Annotated in this window: 13 protein-coding genes and 1 pseudogene; 9 read left to right on the forward strand and 5 right to left on the reverse strand. The window is 68.2% G+C overall.

Annotated features, from left to right (window positions below; all coding sequences use genetic code 11):
* The first annotated feature begins 8 nt into the window (after positions 1–8).
* Entirely contained in the window at positions 9–1,103 is a 1,095-nt protein-coding gene (locus ACK4S9_RS19690) for a mechanosensitive ion channel family protein (protein WP_409729072.1), read from the forward strand.
* A 25-nt stretch (positions 1,104–1,128) separates the two neighbouring features.
* Here ACK4S9_RS19690 and ACK4S9_RS19695 read toward each other — a convergent pair whose 3' ends face one another.
* Positions 1,129–2,148 (reverse strand): LacI family DNA-binding transcriptional regulator, encoded by a 1,020-nt coding sequence (locus tag ACK4S9_RS19695; RefSeq protein ID WP_409729074.1) that lies wholly within the window; start codon positions 2,146–2,148, stop codon positions 1,129–1,131.
* A gap of 159 nt (positions 2,149–2,307) precedes the next feature.
* On the opposite strand from ACK4S9_RS19695, the gene ACK4S9_RS19700 reads away from it, so the two are divergent.
* The 7 genes from ACK4S9_RS19700 (at position 2,308) to ACK4S9_RS19730 (ending at position 9,086) form a co-directional block, all read left to right on the forward strand.
* Positions 2,308–2,883 carry a TerD family protein gene (locus ACK4S9_RS19700; RefSeq protein WP_409729076.1) on the forward strand — a complete coding sequence of 192 codons (576 nt, stop codon included), beginning with the start codon at positions 2,308–2,310 and terminating at the stop codon, positions 2,881–2,883.
* A 63-nt stretch (positions 2,884–2,946) separates the two neighbouring features.
* Positions 2,947–3,966 carry an ATP-grasp domain-containing protein gene (locus ACK4S9_RS19705; protein WP_409729078.1) on the forward strand — a complete coding sequence of 340 codons (1,020 nt, stop codon included), beginning with the start codon at positions 2,947–2,949 and terminating at the stop codon, positions 3,964–3,966.
* Positions 3,963–5,147: a phosphoribosyltransferase domain-containing protein gene (locus ACK4S9_RS19710; protein WP_409729080.1), complete on the forward strand. Its 1,185-nt coding sequence runs from the start codon at positions 3,963–3,965 to the stop codon at positions 5,145–5,147. The genes ACK4S9_RS19705 and ACK4S9_RS19710 overlap by 4 nt, the downstream gene beginning before the upstream one ends.
* A complete protein-coding gene (locus tag ACK4S9_RS19715; protein ID WP_409729082.1) occupies positions 5,119–5,877 on the forward strand; it encodes a hypothetical protein in 759 nt (252 codons plus the stop codon). The genes ACK4S9_RS19710 and ACK4S9_RS19715 overlap by 29 nt, the downstream gene beginning before the upstream one ends.
* On the forward strand, positions 5,874–6,962 hold the full coding sequence (locus ACK4S9_RS19720) for a cysteine protease StiP family protein (RefSeq protein ID WP_409729084.1): 1,089 nt from the start codon (positions 5,874–5,876) through the stop codon (positions 6,960–6,962). Before ACK4S9_RS19715 ends, ACK4S9_RS19720 begins: the two co-directional genes overlap by 4 nt.
* Positions 6,955–7,848, forward strand: coding sequence for an HpcH/HpaI aldolase/citrate lyase family protein (locus ACK4S9_RS19725; protein ID WP_409729086.1), 894 nt, complete (start codon positions 6,955–6,957; stop codon positions 7,846–7,848). The genes ACK4S9_RS19720 and ACK4S9_RS19725 overlap by 8 nt, the downstream gene beginning before the upstream one ends.
* Complete coding sequence (locus ACK4S9_RS19730; RefSeq protein WP_409729088.1) at positions 7,845–9,086, forward strand: TerD family protein; 1,242 nt, start codon at positions 7,845–7,847, stop codon at positions 9,084–9,086. The genes ACK4S9_RS19725 and ACK4S9_RS19730 overlap by 4 nt, the downstream gene beginning before the upstream one ends.
* A 10-nt stretch (positions 9,087–9,096) precedes the next feature.
* On the opposite strand, the gene ACK4S9_RS19735 is transcribed toward ACK4S9_RS19730, so the two are convergent.
* Entirely contained in the window at positions 9,097–9,672 is a 576-nt protein-coding gene (locus tag ACK4S9_RS19735; RefSeq protein WP_409729090.1) for a hypothetical protein, read from the reverse strand.
* Entirely contained in the window at positions 9,669–10,562 is an 894-nt protein-coding gene (locus ACK4S9_RS19740) for a hypothetical protein (protein ID WP_409729091.1), read from the reverse strand. Before ACK4S9_RS19740 ends, ACK4S9_RS19735 begins: the two co-directional genes overlap by 4 nt.
* Positions 10,563–10,756: 194 nt before the next feature.
* Here ACK4S9_RS19740 and ACK4S9_RS19745 point away from each other — a divergent pair, with 194 nt between their 5' ends.
* A complete protein-coding gene (locus ACK4S9_RS19745; protein ID WP_409729093.1) occupies positions 10,757–10,942 on the forward strand; it encodes a hypothetical protein in 186 nt (61 codons plus the stop codon).
* A gap of 96 nt (positions 10,943–11,038) precedes the next feature.
* Here the strand turns inward: ACK4S9_RS19745 and rpsJ are convergent, their stop codons facing one another.
* Both rpsJ and ACK4S9_RS19755 read right to left on the reverse strand, forming a co-directional pair.
* Positions 11,039–11,356, reverse strand: a complete 318-nt coding sequence (rpsJ, locus tag ACK4S9_RS19750) for a 30S ribosomal protein S10 (RefSeq protein ID WP_005663509.1) — start codon at positions 11,354–11,356, stop codon at positions 11,039–11,041.
* 186 nt (positions 11,357–11,542) lie between these two features.
* Positions 11,543–11,662, reverse strand: a pseudogene (locus ACK4S9_RS19755) (elongation factor Tu); the annotation flags it as partial.

Here is an 11,662-nt window from a genome sequence, read left to right on the forward strand (position 1 = left end):
GAGCACACATGGACACCGTTTTCCTGGGTAATCCGATGGCCGACTGGCTGGTGGCGTTGGTGGCCGCCGCCGTGGTGGTGGCCGGCCTCGACGCCGTCAAGGCGATCCTGCTGCGCCGCCTGCGCTCGTTCGTGGCGGCCAATCCGGGCGGCTCGCGCGCGCTCGGCGCCGCCGTGGCGGCGCTGTCCAGGACCCGCCTGCTGGTCCTGCTCGTCGTCGGCCTGTATGCCGGCGCCAGCCTGCTGGCCCTGCCCGAACGGTCGCACCTGTTCATCAGCCGCGCCGCGATCGCCGCGGTGCTGATCCAGTGCGCGATCTGGGGCGACCACGCGCTGCGCGCCTGGCTGGCCGGCACCCGCGCCGAGCAGGCCGGCGATCCCGACCGCATCACCTCGTCGACCGCGATCGCCTTCCTGCTGCGGGTGGTCCTGTGGGCGGTGGTGGCCCTGATGACCCTCGATAACCTGGGCGTCAACATCACCGCCCTGGTGGCCAGCCTGGGGGTCGGCGGTATCGCCGTGGCGCTGGCGGTGCAGAGCATCCTGGGCGACCTGTTCGCCAAGCTCTCCATCGTGCTGGACAAGCCCTTCGTGGTGGGCGACTTCATCATCGTCGACAAGATGCTCGGCACGGTGGAGAGCGTGGGCCTGAAAACCACGCGGGTGCGCAGCCTGGGCGGCGAGCAGATCGTGTTCTCGAACGCCGACCTGCTCAAGAGCCGCATCCACAACCTGCGCCGCATGGAGGAACGCCGCGTGGTGTTCCAGGTGGCCGTCACCTACGATACGCCCGAACCCTCGCTGCGCGCCCTGCCCGGCCTGCTCGAGGAGATCGTCACAGCCCAGGCGCAGGTGCGCTTCGACCGCGCGCACCTGGCCTCGCTGGCGGCGCCCGCCTACACCTTCGAAATCGTGTATTACGTCGACAGCCCGGACTACCGCGTGTTCATGGACGTGCAGCAGGAAATCTACCTGCGCATCGTGGCGATGCTCGCCCAGCAGAAGATCCGCCTGGCGCTGCCGGCGCAGATGGTGCACCTGGGACCGACGGGCGAGTTGCCTGTCGTGGCAATGGCGCCAGCCGATGAACGTGCCGCAGCGTAGGGGTGATCTGGTCCGGTGGACCAGATCACGCTAAGCCGTCCACCCTGCCCGGCACAGCGGTCGACTGGCGCACCACCAGGCTGCCGCGCAGGCGCTGGTGCCGGCGCGGGCCATCGTCGCCACGGATGCGCCCTACCAGCAATTCGGTCAGCTGCCGGCCCAGCGCATGGGTCGGCTGGGCTACCGAACTCAAGCGTGGCATCGCGAACGCGGCCATGCCGAGGTCGTCGCCACCGACCACCGACAACCGGCCGGGCACCGCCACCCCGGCCTCTTGCGCGGCGCACAGGCCGCCCAGCGCCATCAGGTCGTTGCAGGCGAATACCGCCGTCGGCGGCGTGCCCAACGCCAGCAGGCCCCGCACCGCGTCATGGCCGCCGGCGCAATCGGGCGCGGCGTGCACCAGGTAGGCATCTGGCAGGGGGATGCCCGCATCCTCCAAGGCAAGGCGCATGCCGGCGATGCGTCCCAGGCTGTGCGGTTCGCCCCGGGGGCCGGCCACGCAGGCGATGCGGCGGTGGCCCAGTTCGATCAGGTGGCGGGTGGCGGCATAGCCGGTCGCCTCGTGGTCGAGACCGAGGAAATCCGTGTCCAGCGCCGGGACCTCATGGTCGGCCAGCACGATCGGCACCCGCTGGCTGGCCAGCAGCGGGGCCAGTTCGTCGCCGGCAGCGCCGGCCGCCAGGATCAGGCCGTCGATGCGCTTCTCGCTCAGGCTGCGCAGGTGAACGGCCTGGCGCCGGGCATCCCCATAGCCGTTGCACAGCATGATGTTGTAGCCGACCTCGAAGGCCGCATCCTCGATCCCGCGCAGCAGCTCGGCGAAGCAGGGATGGGTGTTGTCGGGAATGGAGACGCCGATGGTATGGCTCTTGTCGTTCTTGAGGCTGCGCGCCATCGCGTTCGGGATGTAGCCCATCTCGTCGATGGTGGCCAGCACCTGCCTGCGCACGGCTTCGCTCACGGCCCGGGTCCCGTTGATCACGTGCGAGACGGTCGAGGTCGATACACCGACCCGCTCCGCCACCTGCTTCATTGTTGCCATTCTGCCTCCTTGCGACGGCAATTATGACCGGAATGTTACGAAGCGGCCACATGCGTATGGACGCGAAGAGAGTGAGTAATGTGAAATTCGGAGCGTGTACAATCGAATAGTTAACGCCGTCATCGGCGACCGATCAACCCCACCACACAAGGAGTTCGTATGGCAATCAGTCTGCAAAAAGGCGGCAACGTCAACCTGAGCAAGGAAGCACCAGGCCTGACCAAGGTGATCATCGGTCTGGGCTGGGACCCGCGTTCCACCGACGGCGCGGCCTTCGACCTGGACGGCAGCGCATTCATGCTCAAGGCCGACGCCAAGGTGCGCGGCGACAGCGACTTCATCTTCTACAACAACCTGAAATCCAGCGACGGTTCGGTGGTCCACGCCGGCGACAACACCACCGGGCAGGGCGAGGGCGACGACGAGAAGATCGCGGTCGACCTGTCGCGCGTCCCGGCCGAGGTCGAGAAGGTCTCGTTCTGCGTGACCATCCACGACGCCGACGCGCGCCGCCAGAACTTCGGCATGGTCGCCAAGGCCTATATCCGCTGCCTGAACGCCAACGGCGAAGCCGAGATCGCACGCTACGACCTGTCCGAAGACAGCTCGACCGAAACCGCGATGATCTTCGGCGAACTCTACCGCCACGGCGGCGAATGGAAGTTCCGCGCCGTCGGCCAGGGCTTCAAGGGCGGCCTGGGTCCGCTCGCGCGCTCGTTCGGCGTCAACGTCTAAGACACATCCTCCACGCGCCCGCTGCGCCGCGGGCGCGTACGTCCACCTGTCTCGAAGGTCTTCATGCGCGTCTGGTACAACAGGACGTTTTCGTCCATCTACGCCGCGATCCGGCTGATCCGCGAGGCCGATACCGCCGGCCGTTTCACCATCATCCACAGCAATGCCAACCGCCATACCCCGGCGGCGCGCCTGGCGCACGAGTTCCACGGCGAGCCGGTCGGCCTGGAGCCGGCCGCCTACGTCGAATGGTGCCTCGAATTCTGCCGCAAGCAGCGCATCGACATCTTCGTGCCGGGCCGCGAAGCCACCCTGCTGTCCGCGCACCACGCGCGCTTCCAGGAACTCGGCACGCGCGTCCTGAGCGCGGCCACGCCGCACAAGCTGCAGCTGATGCACGACAAGGCCGGCTTCTACGCGGAGACCGATCTGCCGCAGGCGCCGGTGGCCGAATTCCGCCGCTTCGACAACCTCGAACAATTCGACGCCGCCTGGGCCGAACTGCGCCCGCGCCACGCGAAGCTGTGCATCAAGCCGGCGAAGGGCATCTACGGCATCGGCTTCGCCATCGTCGATGAAGTGCGCAGCAGCGCCGCCCTGCTCCTGGCGGGCGTCGAATACCACATCGGCTACCAGGACCTGCGCCGCGGCCTGGCCGAATTGAAGGAATTCCGCACCATGCTGCTGATGGAATTCCTCGAAGGCGCCGAGTACAGCGTCGACTGCGTGGGCGACAACGGCCGCCTGGTGGCGGCGGTGGCGCGCCGCAAGCCGGCGCAGGCCGGCAGCGGCCAGCTGATCGACATGCGCCCCGAGATCATCGAGGCGACCGCCAAGCTCGCCGCCGATTATGGCCTGAACGGCATCTTCAACGTGCAGTTCCGCGAAGCCGCAGGCAAGCCGCGCCTGCTCGAGATCAACCCGCGCATGTCGGGCGGCATCGGCATGGCCTGCGCGGCCGGACCGAACCTGCCCTGGATCGCGCTGAAGGGCTTCGCCGACGGCTTCGACACGGTCGAGGTCACGCCGGTGCGCAACGGCATGCGCGTCATCGAAGTTGCCGACGCACTGGAGCTGGCATGAACGCCAAGTCGGACCCGCATGCGCTGGCCCGGCGCAGCGCGGAACTGCCTACCGGGACGCTCGAGGTCGCGGTGGCCGAAGGCGCGGACGAGTTCGAGGACCTGCTCGGCTTCGCGGCGCGCGCCAATGCCAAGCGCGGCTTCCTGTTCCTGAGCAAGGTGCTGGGCAAGCACTGGCCGGTGACGCCTGCGCGCATGCTGGACATCCACGACCGCCTTGCCGCCACCGTGCCGGCAAGCGATGGTCCGGTCGTATTCATTGCCATGGCGGAAACCGCGATCGGCCTCGGCCAGGGCGTGTTCGAAGCCTGGCTGCGCGCCAATCCGGGGCGCGAGGCGCTGTTCATCCACACCACGCGCTACCGCGTGGGCGGCGGCGCGCTGATCGAGTTCGAGGAAGCGCACAGCCACGCGCCGCGCCAGTTCCTGCACATGCCGGACGATCCGCACCTGGGCGCCCTGCTGCTGGCGGCCTCCACCCTGGTGCTGGTGGACGACGAAGCCAGCACCGGCAACACCTTCCTGAACCTGACCGAGGCCTGCCGCCGCCTCAACCCGGGCATCGCGCGGGTGCACCTGGCGACCATCACCAATTTCATGGGCCCGGCGGCCACTGCCGCCCTGTCCGGGCGCTTCGGCCTGCCGGTGACGATGGGCGCGCTGCTCAGCGGTGAGTACCGCTTCACGCCGGGCGACTACGTGGCCCCGGCCACCCCGGCCCAGCGCTTCGACCCGGATGCGGACCGCGGCGCCAGCGCCGCTTTCGGCCGCCTGGGCCTGCGCGCCGCCCTACGCGCGCCCGAGTCCCTGGCCGCGCGTCTGGCGGGAGAATTCGCGTCCGGCGCGAAGGTGGCCGTGCTGGGCACCGGCGAATTCATGCATGCGGCCATGCTGCTGGGCGCCGCCCTGGAGCGGCGCGGCGTCGACGTCCGGGTGCAGTCGACCACGCGCTCACCGATCCTGGCCTGGGGCGCGGTCGGCCACGCATTGCGCTTCCCCGACAACTATGGCGAAGGCATCGCCAATTTCGTGTACAACATCGCACCTGGCCAGTACGACCACGTGCTGGTCTGCCACGAGACCGCGCCGAACGCCGCCTTGCGCGAGCTCGCCGCTCTGCTGGATGCGCGCCTGTTCCACTTCCTGTCCGAGGATGACGTTGAAGAAGTTCCTGTTCGCTGACCTGGACGATACGCTGTTCCAGACTTTCGAGAAGTGCGCCTCCGCGGACGCGCTCGAGCCTGCCGCCTATTACAAGGACGGCAGCATCTGCTCGTACACCACGCGCGCCCAGCGCGCCTTCCTGAGCTTCGTGCAGGACGGAATGACGGTGATCCCGACCACGGCGCGCGACCACGACGGCCTGCGCCGCGTGCACCTGCCCTTCGACAGCTACGCCGTCATCAACTACGGCGGCGTGGTGCTGCAGCCCGGCGGCGGCGCCGACATGCCCTGGCTGGAAGGCATGCGCGGCGCGATGCATGCGGCCCTGCCCGGCCTGCAGGAACTGGCGCGGCACATCGACGAGCATGCCGCACGCACCGGATTCGGCGGCCGCGCGCGCATGATCGAGGATTTCGCCACGCCCTTCTTCCTGGTCGTGAAGGATCCGGACAAGCGCCACGAACGCCTGGCGCCGATCGAGATGGAGGTGGTGCGCCCCTGGATCGCGGACGGCCACCCGGACTACGTCGTGCACCGCAACGGCAACAACCTGGCCATCCTGCCGAAAGCGCTCGACAAGGCCAACGCGGTGGCCCACGTCACCGCGATGCTGCGCGCCGAGCACGGCGACATCGTCACCTTCGGCATGGGCGACAGCCGCTCCGACGCGCGCTTCATGGCGGCCTGCGACTACGCCATCGTGCCGCGCGCCACCCAGCTGGCGCGCCTGACCGTGGAGGCCCTGTGAGCTTCCCGGGCAGCTACCGCGCCGGCGAGGTCGAGTTCCTGCTCACGCGTTTGCAGGCGCAGGAATTCACCAGTGTGCACGACAAGGAGCGCCTGATCCAGTCCGGCCGGCGCCACTACAGCCAGATGCTGTCGCCCGAATCCCTGCCCTCGCCGCGCTACATGGCCGTGTTCGAGGAAGCCTGCCGCGCCAATAACGCGCGCATGGCGGCCGACTGCCTGCGCTTGGCCGGCCTCATCGCCGCACGGCGCAGCGGCCGCATCGCCGTGGTCTCGCTGGCGCGCGCCGGCACGCCGGTGGGCGTGGTGGTGGCGCGGCTGCTGCGCGAGGTGTTCGAACGCGAGACGGTCCATTTTTGCGTGTCGATCGTGCGCGACCGCGGCGTAGACCGGGCCGCCCTGCGCCACATCCTGGCCCGGGGCCATGCGCCGGAATCGCTCGTGTTCGTCGACGGCTGGACCGGCAAGGGCGTGATCGCGCGCGAGCTGGCGCTGTCGGTATCGGCCTTCAATGCGGCGCACGGGACCGGCATCGACAATGGCCTGCACGTGCTCTCCGACCTGGCCGGCGCGGCCGCCGTCGCGGCTTCCGGCGACGACTACCTGATTCCGTCGAGCATCCTGAATGCCACGGTGTCGGGGCTGGTGAGCCGCACGGTGCTGGACGAACGGATCGGTCCGGACGACTTCCATGGCTGCGTCTACTACAGCGAGTTCGCTCCCCATGACCAGTCGCAGCGTTTCGCCGATGCCCTGGTGGATCTGGCGCGGGCGCAGGCCGGCGCCACGCCGCCCGGCGCGGCACCGCTGGATGCGAAAGCGGCAGCGGAACGCTCGCGCGCCTATCTCGACGGCGCGATGGCACGCTACGGCATCGCCGACGTCAACCTCATCAAGCCCGGCATTGGCGAAGCGACCCGCGTGCTGCTGCGCCGCATGCCGCGCCTGCTGGTGCTGCGCCAGCCGGGTGCGCCGGACGTGCGGCACCTCGAGCTGCTGGCCGAAGAAAAACAGGTGCCGGTCGCGCTCGACCCGCTTCTGCCCTATCACGCAGTTTCCCTGATCAGGAGTGCATCGGATGCATAAGTCTTTAGGCGCGTCGCTGTACGTGCCGGCCAATCACAAGGACCTGGCCAGAATCGCCAACGGCGAAAAACTGCCGGACGCGCGCTCGCTGATCTTCTGCCTCGAAGACGCCATCGCCGATCGCGAACTGAGCTGGTCGCTGTTCAACCTCTCGGTAGTGCTGGCGAACATGCGCGGCGACGTCACCGCGGAACGTTTCGTCCGGGTGCGCAATCCGGACGTGATGGCGCGCGTGCTGGCCATGCCGGGCGCCGAGAAGCTCACCGGCTTCGTGCTGCCGAAGATCACGCGCCACAACTTCGAGACCTATTTCCGCCTCGTGCGCGATACCGACCACGTGCTCATGCCGACGCTGGAGACGGCCGAGGTGTTCTGCGACAGCGAGATGCAGCAGCTGCGCGCCGTGTTCGAAGGACCGGGCGTGCGCCACCGCATCCTGGCTTTGCGCATCGGCGGCAACGACCTGCTGGCCCTGCTGGGCCTGCGCCGGCCGCGCGGCATGACGATCTACCGCACGCCGCTCGGGCCCGTGATCGCGCGCCTGGTCACCACCTTCCGGCCCTGGGGCTTCGCGCTGACGGCGCCGGTATTCGAATACCTCGACCTGCCCGAGCTGCTCGACCAGGAGGTGCTGGAAGACCTGGCCCATGGCATGGTCGGCAAGACCGCGATCCACCCGACCCAGATCGGGCCGATCGAGCAGCACTACCAGGTGCGCCCGCAGGACCTGGCGGTGGCGCGCGCCATCCTCGACGACGCCAGTCCGGCCGTGTTCCGCATGGACGACGCGATGTGCGAAGTCGCCACCCACCGCGCCTGGGCCGAGCGCCTGGTGGAACAATCACACCGCTTCGGTTCCCGTTCGATGGAAGGAGAAACCTCATGAACCTGTTCTCGCGTGGCCAGAAAGGCAAGCTGGCCGACCTCGGCACCGGCAACGCCTTCACCGTCGAGGTGGATATCGGGGCGCCCGGCCTCTCGGTCGACGTGTCCTGCTTCGGGCTGGATGCGGCCGAGCGCCTGTCGGACGACCGCTACATGGTGTTCTACAACCAGCTGTCCAGCCCCGAGGGCGCGCTGCGGCTGGAGTCGAGCGGCTCGCCGGCCCGTTTCGCCGTCAATCTCGACGCCTTGCCGGCAACGATCACGAAGCTCGTCTTTGTCGCCGCCATCGACGGCGTCCAGACCATGCGCTCGCTCGGCGCCTGCGCCCTGAATCTCGGCAGCGCGGTGCGCTTCCCGTGGTCGGGTGCGGACTTCGGTGACGAGAAGGCCGTTATCGTGGCCGAGCTGTACCGGCGCGACGGCATGTGGCGCTTCGGCGCGGTCGGCCAGGGCTTCAATGGCGGACTGTCGGCGTTGCTGGCGCATTTCGGCGGCACCGAAGCCAAGCCGGCTGCCGCTTCTGCCCCCACCTCGGCCCCCGCGGCCGCGCCGGCGCAGCCCAGGGTGTCGCTGTCGAAGGTCACGCTGGAAAAGCGCGGCGACAAGGTCTCGCTCGACAAGCGCGCGGGCCGCGGCTTCGGCCGCATCCACGTCAACCTGAACTGGAACCAGGCGGCGCCGACGGCGCCGCCACCGCCCGTGAAAACCGGCTTCTTCGACAAGCTGATCGCCGGCGCCGGCGCCGCCCGCAAGGGCCGCGGCGGCATCGACCTCGACCTCGGCTGCATGTACGAGCTGGCCGACGGCCGGCGCGGACTGGTGCAGGCGCTCGGCAACGCGTGGGGCGACTTCGAGCGCGAGCCCTTCATCCGCCTGGATGCCGACGACCGCACCGGCGCCGTGTCCGGCGGCGAGAACCTGTTCATCAACGGCGAGCGCTTCGACCAGATTCGCCGTGCGCTGATCTTCTCCTTCATCTACGAGGGCGTGCCCAACTGGGCGGCGACCGACGGCGTGGTGACCATCTCCGCGCCGGAGCAGGCGCCGATCGAGGTGCGCCTGGACGGCGGCGGCAACCAGATGATGTGCGCGATCGCGCTGATCGAGAACCGGGGCGGCAGCCTGCAGGTCACCAAGCTGGCCGAGTACTTCCAGCAGCAGGGCGGCACCAGCGCGCACGAGCTGATGGATCGGCATTTCGGATTCGGGCTGCGCTGGAAGACCGGCTCGAAAGGCTAAGCCGCCGGCGCTACCACTTGCAGCCGGTGTCGGTGATGGTGTCGATCGCCAGCGGGATCAAGGCGAACACGTTCAAGGACGTGCCGCCGCTGTACTTCTTGGTGCAGGGCGGCCGCTTGGCTTCCCTGATGGCGCGGCCGAGGTCCTTCTTCCCGGCTTCCAGCCGATGCTCGGCATCGCGCACCCGTTCGAACGTTTCCGGCACGTATTCACCGGCGATACGGCGCGCGTCCGAGCGCAGGGCGGCCATGTCGAGGCGCGCGCCCTGTGGCGCCGCCTGCGCGGATTGCGCTTCGTGCGCTTCCTGCACGCTTGGCGCGGCTGGCGGCGGCGCCGGCAGCGGCGCGTCCTGCCGCAGGCTTGCGCTGCGCTTGCGGGCTGCGCGCTGTGGCGCCGGTGCCGGCGCTTGGGCCGGCGCCGGCCTGGCGGCGGCCGGGATATGCACGTATGCGATGTAATCGGCCGGCGCCGTATCGTTCCTGACCGTCGGCATGCCGGCGTAGCGGAGCAGCACGGCGAAGAAAACCAGGTGCGCCAGGATGATGAGCGCGCCCGGAACGGCGCGCAGCCGCCGCTCTCGCCTCATCCGCCCTGACCGATGCGGCTCGCCAGCAGTTCCGGCCGGTCGAGATACAAGAGGACATAACGCGGTGCGGCCCGGCGCACCTGCCAGTGCAGCAGCGTCACGCCGGCGTCCGGCTTCATGACCAGTGTGCAATTGGGCTTGTCGAAGGGCGTTACCGTGATCGTGTCGGCAGGGTGGATGCCGTGGCGCCGGCGCCAGCGTTCGGGCGCCTCGCTCACCGCATCGACGCGCTCGATGCTGGACAGTGGAATGCTGCCCTGGGTGCGCACGCCGATGCGCAGGTGCAGGACGTCGTCCGCCAGTACATGACTGCCGTCGGCGACGTGCCAGCGGTCGCCCAGCACCCAGGCGAGCGTGTATACCGCGCCGATGCCGCCGACCACATGGATGAGCATGCGCGTATCCGGATCGTCGACGAACAGGTAGAGGATGCCGAAGTCGATCGGCAGCTCGAGAAATACCGCGACCATCGCGCAGCCGATCGCGGTGCCGTAGGCGCCGCGCTGCAGATAGGTCAGCGCCGTGCCTTCCGGCCGCGCCAGCGGCTTGCGGCGGCGCAGCCATTGCAGGAAGCCGACCCACATCAGGCGGTCGAGCCTGGCCATGCCGATCAATTCCGGCGGCAGCAGGGCAAGGATGCGGCCACGCCAGTCGGTGGCGCCGCGCAGGCGCTGCAGCGCATCGGGCAGGTGGGCGAAATCTTTGGCGGCCAGCAGGAGCAGGGGTAGTGCGATGGCGAGCGTGCGCAGTGCGGACCCCATCTCTTTCGGTGCCGCCAGGCGCACCAGCACCAGGATGAAGAAGCCGAGATAGGCGTAGCCGGCAAGCTGCAACCAGGATGTGCGGCGCAGCTCGAACGCTGCGGATTGGAAGCTGTGTGCGGCAAGCATGCGTTTTTCGCTTTGTTGTGATCCCTACGATTACAACACGCGTGCGCTGTCCGCTCAATGTGCGCCGCATAAAGCGCTTACCGCAGCCGGGTTGGAGAAGTTCCGCAGCCTCTGCTGTCCTGTCGTGGCGCTTGCGCCAGCACAAAGTGCGCGCTAAAAGCGCACTCGACAATGGACTTTTGCAAGGAGCTCCCATGTCGAACGATCACCTCCCGGACGATGCCACCCGCCTCACCGCCGCGAGCCTGCGCGCGCATTTTACGGGTTACCCGACGCTGGTCGGCTGGATTGGCCGCTATGCCCTGCTGGTGCTGCTGCTCGGCGGTGGCGTGGTCATGGGCAGCCTGCTCGGGCCGGTGCTGTACGCGCTCCTGAACTGAGCCGCTGCGGCGGGCGGAAACGACAAGGGCCGGGAATCCTTGCGGATTCCCGGCCCTTGCTACCTCAGCGGAGAAATCCGCTGGCGGTGGATGCGATTACTGCAGCTTGATTTCGACGTCGACGCCAGCCGGCAGGTCCAGCTTCATCAGTGCGTCAACGGTCTTGTCGGTCGGATCAACGATGTCCATCAGACGCTGGTGGGTGCGGATTTCGAACTGGTCGCGCGAGGTCTTGTTGACGTGCGGCGAACGCAGGACGTCGAAACGCTGGATGCGGGTCGGCAGCGGGACCGGGCCCTTGACCACTGCGCCGGTGCGCTTGGCGGTGTCGACGATTTCCAGGGCGGACTGGTCGATCAGCTTGTAGTCGAACGCTTTCAGGCGGATGCGGATTTTCTGGTTCGGAGCGGACATGCTATTTCCTTTAAAAGAACGTTCCGGCTTGGGGCCGGCAATGTGTGAAAGGTGCTTCGGTACTGCTCAAGAGGCGGGAGTATATCACCGTTCCCTCTCATAAAGATGGGGACAGACCGAAAAGTCTGTCCCCACCTGTTGTGCCGACGGGACACGCGCCCCGTCGACGGATCTCGCTAACCGAAATTAGGCGATGATCTTGGCAACCACGCCGGCGCCGACGGTACGGCCGCCTTCGCGGATTGCGAAGCGCAGACCTTCTTCCATCGCGATCGGAGCGATCAGCTTGACGGTGATCGACACGTT

Origin of the sequence: Massilia sp. (assembly GCF_046293535.1) — a bacterium.
Taxonomy (GTDB): Bacteria; Pseudomonadota; Gammaproteobacteria; order Burkholderiales; family Burkholderiaceae_D; genus Telluria.

Coding starts and splice junctions, on each gene's coding strand:
- ACK4S9_RS19690 (WP_409729072.1), top strand. CDS start 9: ATGGACACCGTTTTCCTGGGTAATCCGATGGCCGACTGGCTGGTGGCG.
- ACK4S9_RS19695 (WP_409729074.1), bottom strand. CDS start 2,148: ATGGCAACAATGAAGCAGGTGGCGGAGCGGGTCGGTGTATCGACCTCG.
- ACK4S9_RS19700 (WP_409729076.1), top strand. CDS start 2,308: ATGGCAATCAGTCTGCAAAAAGGCGGCAACGTCAACCTGAGCAAGGAA.
- ACK4S9_RS19705 (WP_409729078.1), top strand. CDS start 2,947: ATGCGCGTCTGGTACAACAGGACGTTTTCGTCCATCTACGCCGCGATC.
- ACK4S9_RS19710 (WP_409729080.1), top strand. CDS start 3,963: ATGAACGCCAAGTCGGACCCGCATGCGCTGGCCCGGCGCAGCGCGGAA.
- ACK4S9_RS19715 (WP_409729082.1), top strand. CDS start 5,119: ATGACGTTGAAGAAGTTCCTGTTCGCTGACCTGGACGATACGCTGTTC.
- ACK4S9_RS19725 (WP_409729086.1), top strand. CDS start 6,955: ATGCATAAGTCTTTAGGCGCGTCGCTGTACGTGCCGGCCAATCACAAG.
- ACK4S9_RS19730 (WP_409729088.1), top strand. CDS start 7,845: ATGAACCTGTTCTCGCGTGGCCAGAAAGGCAAGCTGGCCGACCTCGGC.
- ACK4S9_RS19735 (WP_409729090.1), bottom strand. CDS start 9,672: ATGAGGCGAGAGCGGCGGCTGCGCGCCGTTCCGGGCGCGCTCATCATC.
- ACK4S9_RS19740 (WP_409729091.1), bottom strand. CDS start 10,562: ATGCTTGCCGCACACAGCTTCCAATCCGCAGCGTTCGAGCTGCGCCGC.
- ACK4S9_RS19745 (WP_409729093.1), top strand. CDS start 10,757: ATGTCGAACGATCACCTCCCGGACGATGCCACCCGCCTCACCGCCGCG.
- rpsJ (WP_005663509.1), bottom strand. CDS start 11,356: ATGTCCGCTCCGAACCAGAAAATCCGCATCCGCCTGAAAGCGTTCGAC.